Origin of the sequence: Cloacibacterium caeni, from assembly GCF_907163125.1 — a bacterium.
Classification (GTDB): Bacteria; Bacteroidota; Bacteroidia; order Flavobacteriales; family Weeksellaceae; genus Cloacibacterium; species Cloacibacterium caeni_B.
The window spans coordinates 1,189,921-1,211,766 of record NZ_OU015319.1 but is presented as its reverse complement, the minus strand read 5'-3'; the positions used below and the strand labels follow the sequence as shown (position 1 = coordinate 1,211,766).

The 21,846-nt window shown below is 33.3% G+C and carries 20 protein-coding genes and 1 pseudogene; 11 read left to right on the top strand and 10 right to left on the bottom strand.

Translation table 11 applies throughout. The annotated features are described in order from the left end of the window. Nucleotides 1-5: 5 nt before the first annotated feature. Complete coding sequence (locus KKQ79_RS05585) at nt 6-1,319, bottom strand: IS1380 family transposase (protein ID WP_213188815.1); 1,314 nt, start codon at nt 1,317-1,319, stop codon at nt 6-8. A gap of 76 nt (nt 1,320-1,395) precedes the next feature. Between KKQ79_RS05585 and KKQ79_RS05580 the strand changes: the two are divergent. Continuing rightward, a pseudogene (locus KKQ79_RS05580) lies at nt 1,396-1,716 on the top strand (arsenic resistance protein); the annotation flags it as partial. 113 nt (nt 1,717-1,829) lie between these two features. On the opposite strand, the gene KKQ79_RS05575 reads toward KKQ79_RS05580, so the two are convergent. The 6 genes from KKQ79_RS05575 to KKQ79_RS05550 all read right to left on the bottom strand — a co-directional run bounded on the left by KKQ79_RS05575 (nt 1,830) and on the right by KKQ79_RS05550 (nt 8,131). Next, entirely contained in the window at nt 1,830-2,519 is a 690-nt protein-coding gene (locus KKQ79_RS05575) for an SIR2 family NAD-dependent protein deacylase (protein ID WP_213189289.1), read from the bottom strand. Then, nucleotides 2,516-2,842 (bottom strand): hypothetical protein, encoded by a 327-nt coding sequence (locus KKQ79_RS05570; RefSeq protein ID WP_213189288.1) that lies wholly within the window; start codon nt 2,840-2,842, stop codon nt 2,516-2,518. Before KKQ79_RS05570 ends, KKQ79_RS05575 begins: the two co-directional genes overlap by 4 nt. Before the next feature lie 4 nt (nt 2,843-2,846). Next, nucleotides 2,847-4,406 (bottom strand): amidase, encoded by a 1,560-nt coding sequence (locus KKQ79_RS05565; protein WP_250131195.1) that lies wholly within the window; start codon nt 4,404-4,406, stop codon nt 2,847-2,849. A gap of 49 nt (nt 4,407-4,455) precedes the next feature. Beyond that, complete coding sequence (locus KKQ79_RS05560) at nt 4,456-7,068, bottom strand: heavy metal translocating P-type ATPase (RefSeq protein WP_213189287.1); 2,613 nt, start codon at nt 7,066-7,068, stop codon at nt 4,456-4,458. Nucleotides 7,069-7,177: 109 nt separating this feature from the next. After that, nucleotides 7,178-7,738, bottom strand: coding sequence for a helix-turn-helix transcriptional regulator (locus tag KKQ79_RS05555; protein WP_213189286.1), 561 nt, complete (start codon nt 7,736-7,738; stop codon nt 7,178-7,180). Continuing rightward, entirely contained in the window at nt 7,739-8,131 is a 393-nt protein-coding gene (locus KKQ79_RS05550; protein WP_213189285.1) for an acyl-CoA thioesterase, read from the bottom strand. It lies immediately after the preceding gene. Between the two features lie 184 nt (nt 8,132-8,315). On the opposite strand from KKQ79_RS05550, the gene KKQ79_RS05545 reads away from it, so the two are divergent. Continuing rightward, nucleotides 8,316-9,182: an aldo/keto reductase gene (locus KKQ79_RS05545; protein ID WP_213189284.1), complete on the top strand. Its 867-nt coding sequence runs from the start codon at nt 8,316-8,318 to the stop codon at nt 9,180-9,182. A gap of 303 nt (nt 9,183-9,485) precedes the next feature. Further along, a complete protein-coding gene (gene rbp / locus KKQ79_RS05540) occupies nt 9,486-9,833 on the top strand; it encodes an RNA-binding regulator (protein ID WP_069798372.1) in 348 nt (115 codons plus the stop codon). 71 nt (nt 9,834-9,904) lie between these two features. Here the strand turns inward: rbp and KKQ79_RS05535 are convergent, their stop codons facing one another. The 3 genes from KKQ79_RS05535 to KKQ79_RS05525 all read right to left on the bottom strand — a co-directional run bounded on the left by KKQ79_RS05535 (nt 9,905) and on the right by KKQ79_RS05525 (nt 12,815). Next, entirely contained in the window at nt 9,905-11,704 is a 1,800-nt protein-coding gene (locus tag KKQ79_RS05535; protein WP_213189283.1) for a DUF4153 domain-containing protein, read from the bottom strand. Between the two features lie 77 nt (nt 11,705-11,781). Then, a complete protein-coding gene (locus tag KKQ79_RS05530) occupies nt 11,782-12,165 on the bottom strand; it encodes a BlaI/MecI/CopY family transcriptional regulator (protein ID WP_213189282.1) in 384 nt (127 codons plus the stop codon). 41 nt (nt 12,166-12,206) lie between these two features. Further along, nucleotides 12,207-12,815, bottom strand: a complete 609-nt coding sequence (locus KKQ79_RS05525; RefSeq protein ID WP_213189281.1) for a phosphatase PAP2 family protein — start codon at nt 12,813-12,815, stop codon at nt 12,207-12,209. Nucleotides 12,816-12,989: 174 nt separating this feature from the next. Here KKQ79_RS05525 and pdhA point away from each other — a divergent pair, with 174 nt between their 5' ends. From pdhA to KKQ79_RS05485, 8 genes are all read left to right on the top strand, one after another. After that, a complete protein-coding gene (gene pdhA / locus KKQ79_RS05520; protein ID WP_213189280.1) occupies nt 12,990-13,991 on the top strand; it encodes a pyruvate dehydrogenase (acetyl-transferring) E1 component subunit alpha in 1,002 nt (333 codons plus the stop codon). Nucleotides 13,992-14,087: 96 nt separating this feature from the next. Beyond that, nucleotides 14,088-15,701, top strand: coding sequence for a dihydrolipoyl dehydrogenase family protein (locus KKQ79_RS05515; protein ID WP_213189279.1), 1,614 nt, complete (start codon nt 14,088-14,090; stop codon nt 15,699-15,701). Nucleotides 15,702-15,833: 132 nt separating this feature from the next. Beyond that, a complete protein-coding gene (locus tag KKQ79_RS05510; protein WP_069798382.1) occupies nt 15,834-16,499 on the top strand; it encodes an ABC transporter ATP-binding protein in 666 nt (221 codons plus the stop codon). A 49-nt stretch (nt 16,500-16,548) separates the two neighbouring features. Next, nucleotides 16,549-17,226 (top strand): RadC family protein, encoded by a 678-nt coding sequence (radC, locus tag KKQ79_RS05505; RefSeq protein WP_213189278.1) that lies wholly within the window; start codon nt 16,549-16,551, stop codon nt 17,224-17,226. Further along, nucleotides 17,223-18,119, top strand: a complete 897-nt coding sequence (locus KKQ79_RS05500) for a hypothetical protein (protein WP_213189277.1) — start codon at nt 17,223-17,225, stop codon at nt 18,117-18,119. Before radC ends, KKQ79_RS05500 begins: the two co-directional genes overlap by 4 nt. Nucleotides 18,120-18,154: 35 nt before the next feature. After that, on the top strand, nt 18,155-18,664 hold the full coding sequence (locus tag KKQ79_RS05495) for a DUF7935 family protein (RefSeq protein ID WP_213189276.1): 510 nt from the start codon (nt 18,155-18,157) through the stop codon (nt 18,662-18,664). 27 nt (nt 18,665-18,691) lie between these two features. Further along, complete coding sequence (locus tag KKQ79_RS05490) at nt 18,692-19,309, top strand: inorganic pyrophosphatase (RefSeq protein ID WP_069798390.1); 618 nt, start codon at nt 18,692-18,694, stop codon at nt 19,307-19,309. Nucleotides 19,310-19,487: 178 nt separating this feature from the next. Beyond that, nucleotides 19,488-21,761, top strand: coding sequence for a sodium-translocating pyrophosphatase (locus tag KKQ79_RS05485; protein WP_213189275.1), 2,274 nt, complete (start codon nt 19,488-19,490; stop codon nt 21,759-21,761). Nucleotides 21,762-21,846 lie beyond the last annotated feature (85 nt).

The window sequence follows — 21,846 nt, the reverse complement described above, 5'->3', positions numbered from 1 at the left end:
CCAAATCACGCAGTTGAAATTTTTTGAGATAAGTCTATGGGGTAATCCCAAATTCCGACGAACCATTTTCTGCGTTTTTTGGTGAGTGCAATCTTCAGTTTGAGTGTGTCACCTACTTTTTCAAAATAAGCTCCAATAGCAAAGGTTCTATATCGTAGTGTAGATAATGTTTTCTGCGTTTTTTCCTGAAGAACAAACAGTCTGAAAATTGACATCAGATTATAAGCAATCATCGAAAATATAAGTGCAGCTTCTGTAGGGAAAAAGCCTTTAAGGTTAAAACTTTCGGCTCCAAAATCTGCCTTTAATTCCTTGATTCGATTCTCTGCATCGCCTCTGTTTCGGTACGTTCTCCAAACATCTGTTGCCGATTGTTCTTGGTTGGTAATATAGGCTGAATAGCGATAATTTCTATGGATTTCATCTTCCGGAAACAGGCTTAATATTCGGCCTGCCGCATTCGGCCGTTGTGCTATTTTTTGCCTTACAATGACTATCCTTCTTGGCTTTTCCCAGTTTTTTGCTTGATAATATTTGTCGCAAATTTCGATGCCCTCATCAACTTTTATCCAAAAATCTTGCTGGTCTATCAAGTGTTGAATGGGGTGAGTAAATTTTGCAGCGATGATGTATTGGAGTGTTTTTAATTCAAGATAATCCATAATGTCTTTCTGGAAAAAACCACTATCCAAACGAACTAATCCTACTTTCTTATCCCCAAAATTTAAGAGTGTTTCTTCTAAAAATCCTACAAAATTATTTGCCGAAGAAGTATTGCCGCTCCTGAGCCAAAAATTAGCGACCATCTTTACATCGTTCACAAATGCAATGATAGGATGATGGCTGTTTCTTCCTTTTTTCTTAGGATTGTAGCCTTTTTTTGCTCCCTCTTGCTCTCCGTATCGAGTAATTACAGATGAATCAATGTCTAACGTAAAATAATTGAGGTTCAAATTCTGAAAAAACCAACTGAAAAAATAATGCCCAACTTGCTGGTTGATGTGTTGTGTAAACTTGCCAAAATAGCGTTTATATGCGTCCTGAGCAGGGGTCTTTCGCCAGTCAAATATTTCCCCAAGAGCCTTATCTGCACGGGTAATTTCTGTGTGCAAAAAACGATTGGCACCACACCAAATACTCGTAATAAAAGATTCAAGCAAAACTTCTTTTTTATAAGAATTATTGGAAAGTGACACAGGTAAAGATTCGCATTTTTCAATTTGCTCTCTAAAGCCGATTTTGTCCAACATTTGCTTTAAAAACACCATGCCTCCCCAAGGCGTAATCTCTTTATTGGTAAAGGATAGCTCGAATTTCATCGCTTATTTTTTTCTACTGCTACGCAGTTGGATATTAGAATACTAAAATACTCTTTTTTTTCTATTGCGGAATTTGGGTTTAAAAGGCGATAAAATTGTAGAATTACCTTTTGACGTGATTAAAATAGCGATTCCATTGGTGATTTATTTTGTTTTGATGTTTTTCACTAGTTTCTTTATCAATCGTAAATTAGGAATAGATTATGATAAAAACGCTTCAGTTTCTTTCACCGCCACTGGAAATAATTTTGAACTCGCGATTGCTGTTGCCATTGCTGTTTTTGGGATTCATTCTAAAGAAGCTTTTGCTGGAGTAATTGGTCCACTCATTGAAGTTCCAGTGCTTATTTTATTGGTGAAAGCAAGTCTTTGGTTAAAGAAAAAGTGGTATAAATAACAATAAATTTTAGTCAAATTAATAATGGAAATTCGAATAAAATTTTAAAATCAAATGGAACGGGCTTTAGCCCGTTTTCAAATTAAAAAAAATCAATTGGCTTTAGCCAAAATCTAAATAGTTTCTTTTAACAATCTTTTTTTCAAAATCTTCATTCCTTCGGTGGCAGATGTTTTCAAGAAATTTTCGTGTTTGGTGAACTGGTTTTCTAAATGTGGATCAATCACAAAAATTTCACAATTCTTAGGGACGTAATGTATCAATCCAGCAGCTGGATACACTTGCATAGAAGTTCCTATCACGATGAAAATATCCGCTTTAGAAGCAATTTCGGTAGCATTATCCATTTCTGGAACCATTTCCCCAAACCAAACAATATGTGGACGAAGTTGGTTTCCCAATTCATCACAATCTCCTAAATTGCAATCTTCTTCCCAGTCGAAAATTTGGGTTTCATCTTTCACAGAACGTACTTTTTTCAATTCTCCATGTAAATGAATGACTTTTTTAGAACCCGCTCTTTCGTGTAAATCATCTACATTTTGGGTGATGATATGTACATCAAAATATTGTTCTAATTCTGCAAGAATTTCGTGAGCGAGATTGGGTTTTACTTCTTTCAATTGTCTTCGTCTCAAATTGTAAAAATCTAAAACCAACTGCGGATTTCTAGCAAAACCTTCTGGCGAAGCCACATCTTCTATTCTGTGGTTTTCCCAAAGTCCGTTAGAATCTCTAAACGTAGAAATTCCACTTTCCGCAGAAATTCCTGCACCTGATAAAACGACGAGTTTCTTTTTCATTCCTCAATTTTTTTCTTACTGAATTTCTTTCTAAATTCTAGTTTTTGAAGTTGTCTTTCGATAATTAATTTGGCAATGGTTTTGCCAGAACTGATGGTTTTGTCTTCATTTTGAAGGGCAATTTTCAGTTTTTGTTCGCTGATATCAATTCGGTATAATAAGTTGACTAATTTATTGAAATCTTTGTCTATCAATTCATTAATATAAACGGCGAGATGATTTTCTAAATCATTTTCGGAATATTTTTCCAAAACTTCAGGAAACTCATGAGAGATGAGTTTGTTCATTAATTGCTCGGTATTATATTTCTGAAGATCAGACATTTTTCTAATTTTTAAACTGTGGAACTAATCTCTGTGGATTTTTTTGCTCAAAAGTATAGGCCATATTGATGAGTTTTCCTTCGCTCCAAGCTTCTGCGTAAAATAAAATTCCAACCGGTAATCCATCAATATTTCCCATAGGAACGGTAATGCTAGGATAACCAGCAATCGCAGCAGCGCCAGAACCTTCAAAAATATAATTGTCGCCATTCACCATATCCGTTTTCCAAGCTGGACTAGTAGAAGCAGCGATAAGAGCGTCTAATTTGTACTTTTTCAATGTGGCATCAATTCCGTTTTTACGACTTCCTTCCTGAATTTCTTTTAACAATTTAGCATAATTTTCATCTTGCATTCCTTTGGTAGCCTGCGTCATTTCTAGAAATTCTTGCTTGAAATATTTCATTTCTTCAGGATTATTTTTGTTGAAAACTATCAATTCTTCTACCGATTTTATTTTTGCATTTGGTCCTAAAGATTTGAAATAATTATTCAATCCATCTTTGTATTCCAAAACCATCAATTCAAAAGATTTTCCTTGAATTTCATTTGAAACAGGCTCTTCAGAAATTTCAACTAAAATAGCGCCTTCTTTCTCCAAAAATTTTAAATTTTCTTGAAAAAGTGCATCTACTTTTACATTTCCGCTAGATTTTTTAGAATAACCAATTCGTTTTCCTTTTAAACCGTCTAGTTTTAAGAAAGAAGTATAATCTGTTTTTGCGATATTTTTGGAAGCTAAAGTATGCGCATCTTTTTCGTCAACACCTGTCAAAACGCCAAGTGCAATCGCAGCGTCTTTTACGGTTCTCGTCATCGGTCCTGCTGTATCTTGCGAAACAGAAATCGGGATAATTCCGCTTCTGCTCACTAATCCAACCGTAGGTTTTAAGCCTACAATTCCATTCACACTACTCGGACAAATAATTGAACCGTTGGTTTCGGTTCCAATCGCAAAAATTCCCAAATTTGCAGAAATTGCAGCGCCAGAACCTGCACTAGAACCACAAGTATTTCTCGTTAAATCATACGGATTTTTAGTTAAACCACCATTTCCACTCCAGCCAGAAACAGACATCATTCCACGGAAATTGGCCCATTCTGAAAGATTGGTTTTCCCGATGATAATGGCACCAGATTTTCTTAATTTTTCAACCAAAAATGCATCATGCAGCGGAAAAGAATCCTTCATTGCCAAAGAACCTGCTGTATTAGGCATTTTGTCTTTGGTATCAATATTATCTTTCAGCAAAACAGGAACGCCAAAAAGTGCACCTTTTCTTAATTGAAAAGGAACTTGGTCTAAACTGTCTGCAATCTTCATTGCATCAGGATTTACCGTAATTACAGCATTGAGTTTTGCTCCGTTTTTATCCACTTTTTCTATTCTTTCCAAGTAAGATTTTACAACTTCTGAAATTTTATATTCTTTATTTTGATAGCCTTTTTGAAGCTTTTCGATATCGTATTCTAAGAATTTAAAATCTTTGTTATAATCTGTATTTTGAGCTTTCATTAAGAAAAATGAAGCTACTGAAAGCAGTGATAAAAGTTTTCTTTTCATTAGAGATATTATTTATCTCAAAGATACATTTTTCGTCTAAAAAATCAACTTAAATTTTCAATTTTACTTTATTCAATCTCAGAGAATTAGCAATCACGGAAACGGAAGAAAAACTCATAGCAGCTGCAGCAAACATTGGAGACAATAAAACGCCGAAAATAGGGTAGAGTAAACCTGCAGCAATCGGAATTCCGAGCGTGTTGTAGGCAAAAGCAAAAAACAAGTTTTCTTTTACATTTTTCATCATTTTTTCGCTCAAAATTTTAGATTTTGCAACGCCAGAAATGTCGCCTTTCAGTAAAGTAATTTCTGCGGAATTCATAGCAATATCAGTTCCTGTTCCCATTGCAATTCCTACATTGGCTTGTGCAAGAGCAGGAGCGTCATTGATTCCATCGCCAGTCATTGCCACGATTTTTCCTTGAGTTTGGAGGTTTTTAACCTCGTTTATTTTGTCTTGAGGAAGACAATTCGCAAAATATTTTTTGATGCCCAAATTTTCTGCAACGTGTTTTGCAGTGGCTTCATTATCGCCCGTCATCATGATAACTTCAATGCCTTTATTTTGTAAAGATTTGATGGCAGATTTTGCATTTTCTTTGATTTTATCTTTAAAGCCAAAAACAGCAACAGCTTTTCCGTCAATCGTTAAGTAAGAAACAGTATTCGCCTCGTTTTCTAAAATTTGAGCTTTTTGAAGTAGATTTTCAGAAATTTCAAAGTGATTTTCTTTAAGAAAATGAATATTTCCTAGGAACAATGTTTTGCCATCAATTTCTCCTAAAATTCCTCTACCTGAAATATTTTCAAAGTTTTTAACTGTTTCATTTTGAGGCAAAACAGACTCTTCATTTCGTTTTTGAACTACGTTCGCAGACTTATCGTCTGTATTCAGAATGACAGCATTTAAAACCGCTTGTGAAAGTGGATGTTCAGAGTTTTCATTTAGAGAAGCAGCCAATTGTAATGCTTCATTTTCTAGGATATTTTCTGAGAAAATTTGAGTTAAAGAAGGCTTTCCTTCGGTTAAAGTTCCGGTTTTATCGGTGATTATCACGTTTACTTTCTCCATTTCTTCCAAAGCTTCGGCATTTTTAATCAAAATTCCGTTTCTCGCACCTTTACCAATTCCCACCATTACAGACATTGGCGTTGCCAAACCAAGAGCGCACGGACAAGCTACAATGAGAACCGCTAAAGCATTGACCAAAGCAAAAATAGCACGATTTTCTCCACCGAAAAAGTACCAGAAAATGAAAGTTAACACTGAAATAGCAATCACCACTGGAACAAAAATTTTAGAAACTTTATCCGTTAGTTTTTGGATTGGTGCTTTACTTCGGCTTGCAGCATTTACCATTTCTATAATTTGAGAAAGGAGTGTGTCTTTGCAAATTTTCTCTGTTTTCATGAGAAAAACTTGGTTTCCGTTGATGGTTCCAGAAGTGACTTTGTCGCCTAATTTTTTCTCTGCAGGAATAGGTTCACCTGTAATCATGCTTTCGTCAATGGTTGTGTTTCCTTCAATGATTTCGCCGTCAACAGGAATTTTTTCTCCTGGTTTTACTTTTAGAATATCTCCAATCTTAACTTCTGAAATTGGAATATTTTTTTCTACATTATTCTGAATAAGATGTGCTTCTTTTGGCGATAGATTCATCAATTCTTTGATGGCGTTTCCTGTTTTCTGATGGGCTTTTGCTTCCAACATTTGTCCGAAAATTACCAAAGTTAAAATCACAGCTACCGCTTCGAAATAGAGTGGAACTTCGTGATGGTTTTGCATGAATTCGTGAGGAATTAAACTCGGAAAAAATAATGAGAAAATGCTGTAAACGAAAGCTGCACTTGCTCCTAAACCAATCAGTGAAAACATATTGAGGTTCCAAGACTTAAAAGAAATCCAAGCTCTTTTGAACAAAAACCAACCTGTAAAAAATACTACAGGAAACGTGAAAATCAATTGTAAAATTCCTGAAACTCTTGAACTAAAAGGAAACTCAAAAAACATTCCTCCCATCGATAAAATAAAAACGGGAAGTGTAAAAGCAACCGAAATCCAAAATTTATTTTGCAGATTTTTGTAAGTATCATCTTCGGATTCATCGTCATTTCCTGTGATTTTCACCAAATCCATTCCGCAAACTGGGCATCCAACATTTTCAGGGTAGGATTTATCTCCTTCACAAAACATCGGACAATAATATTCACCCAATTTTTCTGAAAAAGTTTCCACATGATGCTCATGTTTGGTTTCGTGGTGATGCTGATGTATTCCTTTCTTGCGATTTTCTTCTTTTTCTTCAATTGGAACGCAGTACATATTACAAACTGGACAACGTTTACCTTGCACGAAATAGACTTTATCGCCTTCGCATTCCATCGGGCAATAATAGACCGAACTTATAGAAACTCTGTCTTGAGGTGGAATAAATTCTGTAGATTTTGGTTTTTCTGGATCTTCTAAAACGTAGTTTCCAGCATTTTTAAGCTCTGTATTGAGTTGTTCTAAGTCGATTTCTTGTTCAGAAGTGATTTCAACGAAATTTCCTGCGAGATTTACATCGGCTTTTATTCCTTCAACATTATTTAAAGCAGAAAAAATTTTTTTCTGACAGCCTTCGCAAGACATTCCGAGAACGTTATATTTTTTGGTATTCATCTTTCTTAATTTTGATACAAATTTCAAAATTAATCAAATAAAAACCATTATCAAATCTTGGTAGAATGTTATGAAATTTAGATTTTTAAGATTTTGGCAAATGAAAATTTTAAATCAAATCAATAGGTAATCTCTTTTTTTCTTTGAGTTCTTGAAACTGTGACGGCGAAAATCCTGTGATTTTTTTGAACTGTTGAGAAAGATGTTGAACCGTTTTATAACCTAATTTATCGGCAATCTGAGAAAGGGTAAGTTCGCGATAAATCAAAAGCTCCTTTACTTTTTCAATTTTTTGAAGAATGAAATATTGTTCTAAAGTAATGTTTTCTGTTTGTGAAAAAACCTTAGAAATACTGCTGTATTCTTTGTGGAGTTGCTCGGAAAGATATTTAGAAAGCAAGAATTCTTCATTAATATCAAGATTTTGAACTTTTTCTAAAATCAGTTTTTTGATGTTTTCGATTTGTTTTTTTGATGCATCCTCTAGAATTTCAAAACCTATTTTTTTTAGATTTTCGTTGAGTTTTTCAAACTGATTTTTTGAAATTTCTGTAGAAATATCCACCCAACCCAAATTGACCGAAACGAAATCAATTTCAGAATTTCGGAAAACATCTTCCACTGCAGAAATACAGCGGTTACAAACCATATTTTTAATAAAAATTTGCATTTATCCTTTGCCTAATCGGTCTTCCACATATTCCACTTCGGTTTTTCCGTGGGGTTGCGGATTTCCATTTTCATCCAAAGATACAAAAACAATTTTGTCAATAGTAATAATGGTTTGGTGCGTCATTTTGTTTCTCACTTCGCAGCTAAGTGTGATAGAAGTTCTCCCAAAATTTACTACTTCAATCCCGATTTCTATAATATCTCCTTGTTTTGCAGAATTTACGAAATTAATTTCGGAAATATATTTGGTAACTGTTCTAGGATTTTCTAATTGGATAATGGCGTACAAAGCGGCTTCTTCGTCTATCCATTGTAATAATTTGCCTCCAAAAAGAGTATGGTTGGCGTTTAAATCTTCTGGTTTAATCCATTTTCTTGTGTGATAATTCATCTACATTATTTTTTCAAGCCACAAAATTATGCTATAAATATGAACTGAGCGTTAGTTTAAAATACTTTCTTTTCATTGATTTTATTGAAGGAAACTATAATTGTTTTGATGTGAATCTTCTGTTTTTACGAATAATTGCTTCACAATTGAAGAGATAATTTTAACTTTGATGAAAATTAAAATTATGGATTTTTCAAAAATTATTATTGGAGTAATGCGATGGGGAATTTGGGGAGCCAATCATTCTGAAAGTGGTGTGCAAAAATTAATAGAAACGTCTTTAGAAGAGGGTTTATCTACTTTTGATCATGCAGATATTTATGGTGGTTATACTACAGAAGAATTGTTCGGAAATGCTTTTTCTGAAATGAAAATTGAACGTGAAAAAATTCAGTTGATTACCAAATGTGGAATTTGTATGCCTTCTGAAAAGAAAAATTTTCCGTTGAAATACTATAATTATTCTAAAGAATATATTCTGAATCAGGTAGATGAGAGTTTGAAAAATCTAAAAACAGACTATATAGATTTGTTATTGTTACACAGACCTTCTCCACTCATGAATCCTGAAGAAATAGCTGCTGCATTCGGAATTTTGAGAAGTTCTGGAAAAGTGAGAGATTTCGGGGTGAGCAATTTTTCGGTGACTCAGTTTGATTTAATTTCTAAATTTTTTCCGCAATTGGTGACTAATCAAGTAGAAGTTTCTTTGACGGAAACCAAAGCTTTTTATGATGGAACGATTGACCAAATGATGATGAAAAAGTTGCAACCTATGGCTTGGAGTGTGATGGGAAGTTATTTCGCAGAAGATTCTGAAAGAACCGCGAGAATAAAGTCGGTTTTGGGTGATTTGTCAAAAAAATATAATGCAGACGAAGCACAACTTTTACTTGCGTTTCTCCTAAAACATCCTGCTAAAATTTTACCGATAATAGGAACGTCTAAAGCGGAAAGCATAAAATCTCTTAGAAAATCTCTCGAAATAAATTTAACAATAGAAGATTGGTTTACCCTTTTAGAAGCCAGTTTGGGGCATAAAGTGCCTTAGAATTAGGTAAAGGTAAAGGTTGAGTGGTGTTTTATAACGGGAGTTTGCGTGAGTGCGAAGCGATTTGTCTGAGCTCTCCCGAAAATAAATTTTCGGGAAGCGAGTGAGCGTAGAACGACCTATTTTACAGGGATTTAGGCTTTGGGAAATAGGGCACGCCAAAATAAAAATTGTTTATGTCATTTATTGTTGTATCTTGCGAAAGATTTCTTATAAATGTTTTTCAAAATAATGTTCATTCGTTTTTTGTCTTCTTTTATAATTCAATCATTTAGGACAATTTTAATTTAATTTTTTTTAACAATGAACATTTTTGTTTCAAACATCAATTACGTAACTAAAGATTATCAGTTACAAGATTTATTTTCAGAATTTGGCGAAGTTACTTCGTGCAAAATTATTACAGACAAAGAAACAGGTAGAAGTAGAGGTTTCGGATTCGTAGAAATGAGTGATGAAGAAGGACAACAAGCAGTTGAAGCTCTAAACGGTAAAGAATTTAACGGAAAAGAACTTAATGTTTCTGAAGCGAAACCAAGAGAAGAAAAACCAAGAAGAAGTTTCGATAACAACAGAGGTGGTGGTTACGGAAACAGAGGTGGTTACGGAAATAACAGAGGTGGAAACGATAGAGGTGGAAGCCGTTGGTAAACAATCTTTTTTCAAAGAAAAAAATGAAGCGACTCAGTATTGAGTCGCTTTTTTATTGGGGTAAATAGGAATTATTTTTTCTTGACTAAAATGATCATGTCTCTCAAAGAAATATTATCTTTTTTGTTGTCTTTGTCATTGATAATTTCTGAAAAATATACTTTGAAATGATACTGGTGCAAATCAAATTCTGTAGAAATTTCTTCTATTGGAGTAATGAGCTGGTCTGCATTATCTTTTTCTAATTGTTTTTTGAGAAAAGGAGTTAAATCATAAGATTGGGTAACTTTGGTAGGTGATTCTAAATCAATGATATATCCTGAGAAAATATAAGCATCTTTAATTGGTTTTGTCTTTAATATGTAATCGTCTAATTGTTCTTCGTTTTGAATGTCTGTATTGCTGAAAACAATAAGTTTTTCGTAGTTCTGAATATCATAATTTCTTTTGTTAGAAAATACACCTTGATAATCGCTTTTGTAAGCATTAACTTCTTTCGATTTAATGATGTTTTGGAAAGAAATTCTCATTTCTGAGTTCACCATATATCTTTCTTTTTCTAATATTTTTTTGAATTTAGAAAGATGAGTTTTTGGGATAAAATTCAGTAGAAATGCTTGTTGTTTTCTTTCGTTCAGAAATTGAAATTTATTTGCAACTTCAGTTGCTACTGAATCTTGAATCGCTTTTTCAAAATTAATTTTTCCTTTTTCTAAAAGTTGGTTTTTGGTTAGAATCTGTTGTAATTCTGTTTTCTGACTCCTTTTAGCGGTAGAAAAAGCATTGACATAAGGGAATATCAATGCAAATACACCAAAGATAAACAGTGAAATCGGAACAAATTTAATGGTCGCTTTTTTGTAAAAAATAAAATAAAAAACTACTGTGGTAAGCCAAATTGCCAATAGCAAAACGAAATATCTCGGTTCTGTATAACCATATTCTAAAATTCTGGTAAAAATCGCTACAAAAAGTAAAACCAATAATGGAATAAGCGTGTAATAGAAAATTTTGGAGAAAACTTTTACCCAAGATTTTGCAGATTCTTCTTTCAGAGGATGAACCAAAAGCAATGCTAAAATTCCGACCACTGAATAAATTAAAATAAGATAAGAAACCCAACCTCGTGGTAATTCCCAGTTAATCAATATTTTACCAGCGTAGAAATATAAAATCGTTACATAAATTAATAATAGCGGAATAAGAACAAATTGTGTGAAAAATTTCAGAATTTGAGGGTAGTTTCCGTCTTTTTCGAGTTGAAAAATTCCTTTGTCATTAAAAATTAGAAAAATGAAAGTGCTTCCTAAAATGGCTAAAAATAGGATGGTTTTAGGATAAAGATTATTGTTGAAATTGAAGTCAAATAATTTATCTACCGCTAAAATCGCCAAAACAACTCCCAAAACTAAAACTCCTGTGAAAACGGCAGTTAGGAAAATATTGATGAATAAATTTTTATTGAATTGCCAAAAATTAAGTTCTGGTTTTTTATTTAAAAATCCTGAAAATGAAACGAATAAGTGTGATAAAATGACCAGCGCAAAAATCACAAAACCATTTACTTCTGTAAATTGCTTTTCGGAGTCTGGCAAATAAAAATAAAACCAAACAAGAAATGCAGCTCCTAAAATTTCTAAAAGTAAACCTTTGCCAATTCTTTGAGAGAGCATTTTAATACCAAACATCAGCGAAATTCCCAAACATCCAGCAAAAGCTAATTTGGTTACTAAAAATTGATTGTCTTGATGGTCAATTTCTATTGCAACAACCGCAGAAATAGCTGCAATAAGCGCTGTGGTAAGAACCATAGGATATCTTAAAATAATATCATCGGTTTTTCCCCAGATTTCTTTAAATTTTGTAATCATGATGTATGCTTTGAAGTTGGAAAAAGGGTGTTCTATTTCATAAACTTCTCACCTGTAACATCCATTATCCAACAGAATTATTTTTTCTTCTTCTTTTTCTTCTTTTTGTCTTTGTCCTTTTCTTTTTCAGGTACGGAAAGCTGAACCATTCCTTCATTCATTAAGTCCACTAATAAAGCATTAGGATTATTATCGTAAAAATTCAGAATGAAGTTTTTCAAAAGTGTTTTTTTATAATTTTCCTGAGTTACAGAGATTTCATATTTATGAATTCTACCTTCAGAAACAGGTTTTAGGTAGTTTTTGGTAACCAAGTTTTTCAAAAAAGTAGAAACGGTATTTTGGTGTGGTTTTGGCTCTGGAAAAGCAAGCATAATGTCTTTAAGATAAGTAGGGCCAAGTTTCCAAATGATTTTCATGACTTGTTCTTCGCCAGAAGTCAAGGATTTAAGATTTTCCATATTCTTGAAATTGAGTTATAAATGTAGTGAAAAATTTAAGATTATAGAAATGTCTGTATATTAAAATATAAGTAAGCTAAAGAAACCACCGTTCCAATAAATGCTCCCATTATCACTTCTTTTGGCGTGTGTCTTTTCAGAATAATTCTAGAAATGGCAACAAATGATGTGAGAACGAACCAAATAATTCCTAAAATAGGATTCAAAGAAAAGAATAGCGCTGTTACAAAAACATTAAAAGCGGTGTGCATAGAACTTTTGATGAAAAAATTACTGATATGCATAATCAGCATGAGGATAAACAAAAAAACAATGATAAAAAGCAAATCTGTTCTTTGTTTGGTATAATATAAAACTCCTGTATAAATGGCAATGATGATGAAATTAAAGAGATAAAGACTGTTTCTCTGTTTTCGGTCAGAAACATCCATGTTAGTGTAGTTTCCCTTTTTTACATTCCAGCCAATCCATGAGAAAATAGGAATAACCACTAACGCAATCATCAATAAAATATTGATTAAAGATTCTTCCCAAGTCATTTTTACATAAGCAAAACAAATAAAAAAGATGAGTAGCGAAAAAAGTGGATTGAGTAGGTTAGAAATTACTTTAGAAAGGAATACAACAGCAGAAAAATTTTTCTTAGACATGGATTTATAAATGTTTTTTCAAAAATATAATATTTAAAGAAACAAATATCATCATTATTTGTGACATAAGTTTTCTTATAAACAAAAGAATTTTACTATTTTTGCATATTATTCAGAAAAATGCTCTTTAAAGGCATTTTAAATTTTGAAAAATCAACAAATTAAAACTTATCAATGAAAGAGTTTTCTAAAGAAGTTTATTTGCAATGGTATGCAGATATGACAATGTGGAGAAGGTTTGAAGACAAATGCCGTTCTCTTTATTTAAAACAAAAAATTAGAGGTTTTTTACACTTATACAATGGCCAAGAAGCTATTCCTGCAGGATTTGTACATGCGATGGATCTTACTAAAGATGCGATGATTACAGCATACAGATGTCACGTCCATCCTATGGCAATGGGAGTAGATCCTAAGAGAATTATGGCTGAATTGTGCGGTAAAGCAACAGGAACTTCTCAAGGACTAGGTGGTTCTATGCACATTTTCTCAAAAGAGCATAGATTCTACGGAGGTCACGGAATTGTAGGTGGTCAGATTCCATTAGGAGCAGGTATTGCATTTGCAGATAAGTATTTTGAAAGAGGAGGAGTTACCATTTGTTATTTTGGTGATGGAGCGGTAAGACAAGGTGCTTTACACGAAACTTTTAACATGGCAATGAACTGGAAACTTCCAGTAGTTTTCGTGGTAGAAAATAACCAATATGCAATGGGAACATCAGTTTCTAGAACAGCAAACCACGAAGATATTTACAAATTAGGTTTAGGTTACGAAATGCCTTGTATGCCTGTAGATGCTATGGATCCAGAAAAAGTAGCAGAAGTAGCTTACGAAGCTGTGGAAAGAGCAAGAAGAGGAGACGGTCCTACTTTTATAGAAGCTAGAACTTACAGATTCAGAGGTCACTCTATGTCAGATGCAGAACCTTATAGAACTAAAGAAGAAGTAGCGCTTAAAAAAGAAGAAGACCCAATCGTTTTAGTTAAAAACAGAATTTTAGAAAACAAATGGGCTACTGAAGAAGAATTAGAAGCTATCGAAGAAAAATCTAAAATGTTTGTAGAAGAATGTGAAGCTTTTGCAGAAGAATCTCCGTATCCAAGTGCAGAAAAAGTATATGAATATGTTTATTCTGAACCAAACTATCCATTCTTAGATAAATTAGAAAATTAATTTTAAATTCATTTGAAATTTGAAATTTGAGTTTGAAATTCTTTGAGTTTTAAATCTCGAATCTCGAATCTCGAATCTCAAATCAATATAAAAATTATGGCTGAAGTAATTACAATGCCCAGACTTTCTGATACAATGACCGAGGGAAAAGTATCAAAATGGCATAAAAAAGTAGGTGATACAGTAAAAGAAGGCGATGTTTTAGCCGAAATCGAAACAGATAAAGCCGTTCAAGATTTTGAATCAGAATTTAACGGTACTCTTTTATACATTGGTACAGAAGAAGGAAGTAATTCTCCTGTAGATAGCGTTTTAGCAATTATAGGAAATGCCGGAGAAGATATTTCTGGTTTAGTTTCAGGAGGTAATTCTGCTCCTCAAACAGAAGAAAAGAAAGAAGAAGTTGCAGTTTCTGCACCAGAAGTTTCGGCTGTTTCAGCAGAGATTCCTGCAGGTGTAGAAGTAATTACTATGCCTAGACTTTCTGATACCATGACTGAAGGAAAAGTGGCTAAATGGCACAAAAATGTAGGTGATGATGTAAAAGAAGGTGATATTCTTGCAGAAATTGAAACAGATAAAGCGGTTCAAGATTTTGAATCAGAATTTAAAGGGACGCTTCTTTACCAAGGCGTTTCAGAAGGAAATGCAACGAATGTTGATGAAATTTTAGCTATTATTGGTCCTGCTGGAACAGATGTTTCTGCAATTGTTGCAGGTGGCGGAAAAGTTGCTGCTCCAGTTGCTGCAGAGGCTCCAAAAACAGAATCTGCACCAGCAGTAAATGCACCAGTTTCTACTACAACTTCTACTGGCGGAAGAATTAATATCTCTCCTTTAGCTAAAAAAATGGCTTCAGAAAAAGGAATTGATATTTCAACCGTTAAAGGAAGTGGAGACAACGGAAGAATCGTTAAAAAAGATATTGAAAATTATCAACCAAGTGCAGCTCCAGTTCAGCAAACTGCTGCAGTTTCTACAAGTGTAGCTTCTGCTCCTGCCGCTCAAGTGGCTATGAATTTCGTAGCAGGTGAAACTACAGAAACCGTAAACTCTCAAGTAAGAAATGTAATTGCAAAAAGACTTTCTGAAAGTAAATTTACTGCGCCTCACTACTATTTAATGGTAGAAATCAACATGGACAAAGCTATCGAAGCTAGAAAAGAGTTGAATAGTTTACCAGATACTAAGGTTTCTTTCAATGATATGGTGATTAAAGCTACTGCTTTAGCATTGAGAAAACACCCACAAGTAAATTCTTCTTGGGCAGGTGATAAAATTATTCACCACGGAAATATCAACGTAGGTGTAGCTGTTGCAATTCCAGATGGTTTAGTAGTTCCAGTTCTTAAAAATGCAGATTACATGAATTATAATCAAATTTCTGCATCTGTAAAAGATATGGCTTCTAGAGCGAAATCAAAAGGTCTTAAAGCGAATGAAATGGAAGGTTCTACTTTCTCTATCTCTAACCTTGGTATGTTTGGAATCGAAACCTTTACATCGATTATTAACCAACCGAATTCTTGTATTCTTTCAGTAGGTGCAATTATTGAAAAACCAGTGGTTAAAAACGGTCAAATCGTGGTAGGAAATACCATGAAACTTTCTCTAGCTTGTGACCATAGAGTAGTAGATGGCGCTACAGGTGCACAATTCTTACAGACTCTTAAAACTTATTTAGAAAGTCCGTTGACTATGTTACTGTAAAATTTTAAAATTTTATATATCCAAAATCCTTTCATTTTTTTGAAAGGATTTTTTTATTTGTGATTTTTAGAATATTTAAAAAATCTCATGTCTCATATCTCGTATCTCACATCAATTTACTATTTTTGAACTATGATTAAAGCGAAAAATATTCACAAATCTTACGGTGATTTAGAAGTTCTAAAAGGAGTAGACTTAGAAATAAAAACAGGCGAAATTGTTTCCATTGTTGGAGAATCAGGAGCTGGTAAATCTACTTTGCTACACATTCTGGGAACTTTAGATTTGCCTTCTCATATAGATAAATACGGCACTGAATTAACGATTGGTGATCAATCATTCCTAAAAATGAACGACAGAGAAATTTCTAAATTTAGAAATGAAAACATAGGATTCGTATTTCAGCATCATCAGTTATTGCCAGAATTTACAGCTTTAGAAAATGTTTTGATGCCAACGAGAATTTCTGGGAAAAACGAAAAAGAATCTATGGACAAAGCATTTCTGTTGTTCGAAGAATTACACATTGCACATAGAATTCAGCATAAACCCAAAGAACTTTCTGGTGGTGAAGCGCAACGTGTAGCCGTAGCCAGAGCTTTAATCAATTCTCCGAAAATTATTTTTGCAGACGAACCCACTGGAAATTTAGATTCCAAAAATGCAGATGCACTGCATCAACTTTTCTTTGATTTAAGAGACAGATATAATCAGACTTTTGTGATTGTAACGCACAATAAAGAATTGGCAGAAAGTACCGATAGAAAATTAGTCATGAAAGACGGACTTATTTTATAAAAGAGCCAAGTAAAAAGTAAAAAGAACAAAGTTTACCTTAACCTAAAGAATGTCAATAAAATTCCTTTCTGAAGATGATAGACCAAGAGAAAAGTTTCTTTTGAAGGGTAAATCTGCACTTTCAGATTCAGAATTATTGGCGATCATTTTAGGAAGTGGAAATACAGAAGAATCTGCGGTAGAACTCGCTCAGAAAATTTTGAAAAGTGTAGACAATAATTGGCAAAATCTGAGTTTACTTTCCATAAAAGATTTGATGAAATTCAAAGGAATTGGTGAAGCAAAAGCAATTTCTATTGCTACAGCGCTGGAAATTGGCAGAAGAAAAGCATCACAAGAAATTCCAGAAAAATTGATTATCAAAAGTTCTGAACAGGCTTATAAAATACTTTTGCCACATCTTTCCGACCTCAGAACAGAAGAGTTTTGGGTAATTTTCTTGAATCAGAAAAATCAACTGATTAAAAAAACTCAAATTTCAAAAGGCGGAATTTCTGCAACTCATGTAGATGTTAGAGTGCTCTTTAAAGAAGCTTTAGAGAATTTTTCCACTAATATTATTGTGGCGCATAATCATCCAACTGGTGTTCTAAAACCGAGCGAAGCAGACATTAGAATGACTAAAAATATTCAAAATGCTGGCGAAATTTTAGACATTAAATTGCTAGACCATATCATAATTGGCGAAAATTCATTTTACAGTTTTGCAGAAGCAGGTTTATTATGATAAAGCGACTGAAATATGAAGAAATAGATTGGCAGAAATATCAAAATTGTTTAAAGCGTTCTGAACAATACATTCTCTTTGCCAAAAAAAAATATTTAGACCTTTTGCTTCATCAAAATTGGGAAATTCTTGTTGATAATGATTACGAAGCAGTAATGCCCATTCCTTTAGCGAAAAAATGGAGTTTTAACTTTGTGGTAATGCCTTTGCAAACTCAACAGTTAGGAATTTTTTCAGAAAAAGATACTCCAGAATTGAATGAATCGTTTTTAGCATTTTTTCAACAACATTATAAGGTGTTTTACTATGCTTTTAATGCGAAAAATGAGTTTAAAACGCATTTAAAAACTAGAAAAAACTATAAATTATTTTCTGAAGATTACGAAAGTATCAAAAAGAAATATTCTATTCACAGAAGAAGAAACGTAAGGATTACAGATGTTTTGCAGGATAAAATAAAATTTACGGAAGCAGAAAATCTGAATCATTCTGAATCTTTTTTTACTGAAAATGTAATTGGTTTTCCAAATTTTTCTTTGAAAAAGCGAGCTTTTGAAAATATGAAAAACTTTTTGAGTCAAAATCTTTTAAAAGTATATGAATTGTATTTTGATGGGAAATTAGCTTCACAAGCTTATCTAATAGAATCTGAAAAAGAAGATTTTTTGGTTAATTTTATTAATGATAAAAAATTTTCTAAGTATAATCTATCGTCTATTATTCTTGACCAAATTTTCAGAAAAAACATTGAGAAAAAAGATTTTAACTTTCATGGAAGTAATATTTCTGAAATTGCAGAATTTTATAGGCGTTTTGGAGCGACAGAAGAAAATTACGCTTTCGTAGAAAACTCTAAGATTCAGTTACTTAAATCGTATTTTATTAGACAATAATTATTCCTATCTTTGCACCCTCAATTTTTCGTAAAATGAATTTTGAAAACATGCTTCCTTATGCTTTTGCATTAATCATTGCGTTCCCAATAATTTTTTTATTGAGACAATTTGTTTTTACTTATATTAATCTGAAAAACAAAGAGTTAAAACTTTTGGCGGTAAAAGCAAATGGAGATTTGAAAATGCAAGCCTACGAAAGAATGACGCTTTTTTTAGAAAGAATAAAACCATCGAATTTGGTGAATAAGTTTGATAAAGACTTAGCGATTCATGAGTTTATTTATCTTTTAGAAAAGAATATTAAAGAAGAATTTGAGTATAACAGTTCTCAGCAATTGTATATTTCTAGAAATTCTTGGGAGAATGTTGTTGCATCTAAGAATAATGTGATTCAGTTGATGAGAAAAACTTACGAAAGTCTTAGTAATACTGCAAGTTTACAAGATTTCAAAACCATATTTTTAATGAATTATGTTAATGGCGAAGATTTTATAGCAAACACTATAGAAGATTTAAGAAAAGATGCCATTTTATTATCTTAACTTTGTAAAATTAGAAACAAGTATATTATGATTCCAAATTTTAAAGCACATCCATGGCATGGAGTTTCTGCAGGAGATGATGCTCCAAATGTAGTAACTACTTTCATAGAAATTGTTCCAGCAGATACAATTAAGTATGAAGTAGACAAAAAAAGTGGATATTTAAAAGTAGACAGACCACAGAAATTTTCGAATATTATTCCAGCATTGTACGGTTTTATTCCTAGAACGTATTGCCACGAAGAAGTTAAAAAATTAGCGATTAGAGAAGGAGCAGTAGATGTTTCAGAAGGTGACCACGATCCATTGGATATTTTAGTGTTAAGCTCACACAATATTCACTCTGGTGGTTTATTGATGGATGCGATTCCAGTTGGCGGTTTTAAAATGATTGACAAAGGTGAAGCAGATGATAAAATCGTAGCAGTAATGGTAGGAGATCAAGTGTATGGTCACATCAGAGATATTTCTGAATTGCCACAAGCTGAAGTTTTCAGACTAAAACATTACTTCTTAACTTATAAAAATCTTCCTTATGAAGAAGCAACTTGTAGAATAGAAGAAATATACGGAGCTGAACATGCTAAAGAAGTAATTGTAGCTTCACAAAAAGACTATTCTGACAAATTTGGGGGCATTATGTAAAAGCCGAAATTTGAGTAAATTTACAAAATCTAGCGAATATTCGCTAGATTTTTTTGTTTTATTTTCGGTACTTTACGATATAAATCATAACTTAAAAAATCTTAAATCTAAATTTGTTTTTTGTGTTATTGTTTTTACTATATTAGTCCCATCAATTGTTAACAAAAATTAATATTCTATGAATTTACTATTTTATTTGGTACCTCTTTTTGGTGTCATAGCCTTACTTTATACCTTCGTTCAAAGTTCTTGGGTAAGTAAGCAACCAGCAGGTAATGACAGAATGAAAACCATTAGTGGTCATATTGCAGATGGAGCGATGGCTTTTCTAAAAGCTGAATATCGTATCCTTACTTATTTTGTAATTGTGGTAGGTGTATTATTGGGAATTATGGGATTTAGCAATGCTAATTCTCATTGGAGTATAGGAGTAGCATTTGCTGTAGGAGCAGTTTTTTCGGCAACAGCAGGTTATATAGGAATGAAAATCGCAACGAAATCAAATGTAAGAACAGCAGAAGCGGCTAAAACTTCATTAGCTCAAGCGCTTAAAGTTTCTTTTACTGGAGGTTCTGTAATGGGAATGGGAGTTGCAGGTCTTGCTGTTTTAGGCTTAGGTTCTTTATTCTTAATTATTAAACAAATTTTTGCGCCAGAAGCCAGTGTAGATTCCCACGAAATGGAAAGAGCCATCGAAATATTGACTGGTTTTTCTTTAGGAGCAGAATCTATTGCTTTATTTGCAAGAGTTGGTGGTGGTATTTATACCAAAGCAGCAGATGTAGGTGCAGATTTAGTAGGGAAAGTAGAAGCAGGTATTCCTGAAGACGATCCTAGAAATCCAGCTACGATTGCGGATAATGTAGGAGATAATGTGGGAGATGTTGCAGGAATGGGAGCAGATTTATTTGGCTCTTATGTGGCTACTGTTTTAGCAACGATGGTTTTGGGTAGAGAAACTTTATCGGTAGATAATTATGGTGGTTTCGCTCCAATTCTTTTACCAATGCTTATTGCAGGAACTGGAATTGTATTTTCTATTATAGGAACTTTCTTTGTTAAAATTTCAGATAAAACAGAAGATACCACTGCTAAAGTTCAAAAAGCATTAAACATGGGGAACTGGGGAAGTATTATTCTAACAGCGGTTGCTTCTTATTTCTTGGTGAATTTCATTCTTCCTGAAAATATGTCTTTAAGAGGTTTTGAGTTTACCAGAATGGGTGTTTTCGGAGCGATTATGGTAGGTTTAGTAGTTGGAACATTGATGTCTATCATTACTGAATATTACACAGCAATGGGAAAAAGACCTGTAACAAGTATTGTGAAACAGTCTTCTACAGGACACGCAACTAATATTATTGGTGGACTCTCTGTGGGAATGGAATCTACATTATTGCCAATGATTGTACTTTCTGCGGGAATTTGGGGTTCTTATCTTTGTGCAGGTTTATATGGAGTAGCTATTGCTGCTGCTGGAATGATGGCAACTACAGCCATGCAATTAGCGATTGATGCTTTCGGACCAATTGCAGATAATGCAGGTGGAATTGCAGAAATGAGTGAATTGCCAAAAAGTGTAAGAGAAAAAACAGATATTTTAGATGCTGTAGGAAACACTACTGCAGCTACTGGAAAAGGATTTGCTATTGCTTCTGCAGCACTTACAGCTTTAGCGCTATTTGCAGCATTTGTTGGAATTGCAGGAATTGATGGTATTGATATTTATAAAGCAGATGTTTTATCGGGGCTTTTTATTGGGGCAATGATTCCGTTTATTTTCTCATCATTAGCTATTAATGCAGTAGGAAAAGCGGCTATGGCAATGGTAGAAGAAGTAAGAAGACAGTTCAGAGAAATTCCAGGAATTTTAGAAGGAACTGGGCAACCAGAATATGATAAATGCGTAGCGATTTCTACGGATGCTTCTATCAAAAAAATGTTATTACCAGGTTCTATCGCTATTGTTACTCCATTATTAGTTGGTTTTATTTGGGGGCCTGAAGTTTTAGGAGGATTTTTAGCGGGAGCTACCGCAAGTGGAGTTTTACTTGGAATGTTCCAAAATAACGCTGGTGGAGCTTGGGATAATGCGAAAAAATCTTTTGAAAAAGGAGTAGATGTAAATGGAGAAACTTATTACAAAGGTTCTGAAATGCACAAAGCTTCAGTAACAGGAGATACAGTAGGTGATCCATTTAAAGATACTTCTGGACCTTCAATGAATATTTTAATTAAGTTAATGTCAATTGTTTCTTTGGTTATTGCTCCTACATTAGCTTCTATGTTTGCCGAAAAAATTGAAAAAGACAGACAAAATAAAATTGAAACCATGATTTCTGCCTCTCAAAAGAAATCCGTTTCTATGACTAATTGTAATACAGAATGTATGAAAGAATGTTCCGCTCAAGGAAAAAATTGTGAAACCGAATATTTCCAATGTTGTAAATAAAAATCTAACCGTCGTATTTTTTACGGCGGTTTTTTTTGAAAAACTTTGTCATTTTAATTTTTAAAATTTCATTTATTTCCCTATT

What these genes read in the sequence shown, in the direction of transcription:
- KKQ79_RS05525 (WP_213189281.1), bottom strand. Translation starts at nt 12,815, where the DNA reads ATGTCTAAGAAAAATTTTTCTGCTGTTGTATTCCTTTCTAAAGTAATT.
- KKQ79_RS05495 (WP_213189276.1), top strand. Translation starts at nt 18,155, where the DNA reads ATGAATTTTGAAAACATGCTTCCTTATGCTTTTGCATTAATCATTGCG.
- KKQ79_RS05570 (WP_213189288.1), bottom strand. Translation starts at nt 2,842, where the DNA reads ATGTCTGATCTTCAGAAATATAATACCGAGCAATTAATGAACAAACTC.
- KKQ79_RS05535 (WP_213189283.1), bottom strand. Translation starts at nt 11,704, where the DNA reads ATGATTACAAAATTTAAAGAAATCTGGGGAAAAACCGATGATATTATT.
- KKQ79_RS05585 (WP_213188815.1), bottom strand. Translation starts at nt 1,319, where the DNA reads ATGAAATTCGAGCTATCCTTTACCAATAAAGAGATTACGCCTTGGGGA.
- KKQ79_RS05575 (WP_213189289.1), bottom strand. Translation starts at nt 2,519, where the DNA reads ATGAAAAAGAAACTCGTCGTTTTATCAGGTGCAGGAATTTCTGCGGAA.
- pdhA (WP_213189280.1), top strand. Translation starts at nt 12,990, where the DNA reads ATGAAAGAGTTTTCTAAAGAAGTTTATTTGCAATGGTATGCAGATATG.
- KKQ79_RS05485 (WP_213189275.1), top strand. Translation starts at nt 19,488, where the DNA reads ATGAATTTACTATTTTATTTGGTACCTCTTTTTGGTGTCATAGCCTTA.
- rbp (WP_069798372.1), top strand. Translation starts at nt 9,486, where the DNA reads ATGAACATTTTTGTTTCAAACATCAATTACGTAACTAAAGATTATCAG.
- KKQ79_RS05530 (WP_213189282.1), bottom strand. Translation starts at nt 12,165, where the DNA reads ATGGAAAATCTTAAATCCTTGACTTCTGGCGAAGAACAAGTCATGAAA.
- KKQ79_RS05555 (WP_213189286.1), bottom strand. Translation starts at nt 7,738, where the DNA reads ATGCAAATTTTTATTAAAAATATGGTTTGTAACCGCTGTATTTCTGCA.
- KKQ79_RS05515 (WP_213189279.1), top strand. Translation starts at nt 14,088, where the DNA reads ATGGCTGAAGTAATTACAATGCCCAGACTTTCTGATACAATGACCGAG.
- KKQ79_RS05510 (WP_069798382.1), top strand. Translation starts at nt 15,834, where the DNA reads ATGATTAAAGCGAAAAATATTCACAAATCTTACGGTGATTTAGAAGTT.
- KKQ79_RS05545 (WP_213189284.1), top strand. Translation starts at nt 8,316, where the DNA reads ATGGATTTTTCAAAAATTATTATTGGAGTAATGCGATGGGGAATTTGG.
- KKQ79_RS05500 (WP_213189277.1), top strand. Translation starts at nt 17,223, where the DNA reads ATGATAAAGCGACTGAAATATGAAGAAATAGATTGGCAGAAATATCAA.
- KKQ79_RS05560 (WP_213189287.1), bottom strand. Translation starts at nt 7,068, where the DNA reads ATGAATACCAAAAAATATAACGTTCTCGGAATGTCTTGCGAAGGCTGT.
- KKQ79_RS05565 (WP_250131195.1), bottom strand. Translation starts at nt 4,406, where the DNA reads ATGAAAAGAAAACTTTTATCACTGCTTTCAGTAGCTTCATTTTTCTTA.
- radC (WP_213189278.1), top strand. Translation starts at nt 16,549, where the DNA reads ATGTCAATAAAATTCCTTTCTGAAGATGATAGACCAAGAGAAAAGTTT.
- KKQ79_RS05490 (WP_069798390.1), top strand. Translation starts at nt 18,692, where the DNA reads ATGATTCCAAATTTTAAAGCACATCCATGGCATGGAGTTTCTGCAGGA.
- KKQ79_RS05550 (WP_213189285.1), bottom strand. Translation starts at nt 8,131, where the DNA reads ATGAATTATCACACAAGAAAATGGATTAAACCAGAAGATTTAAACGCC.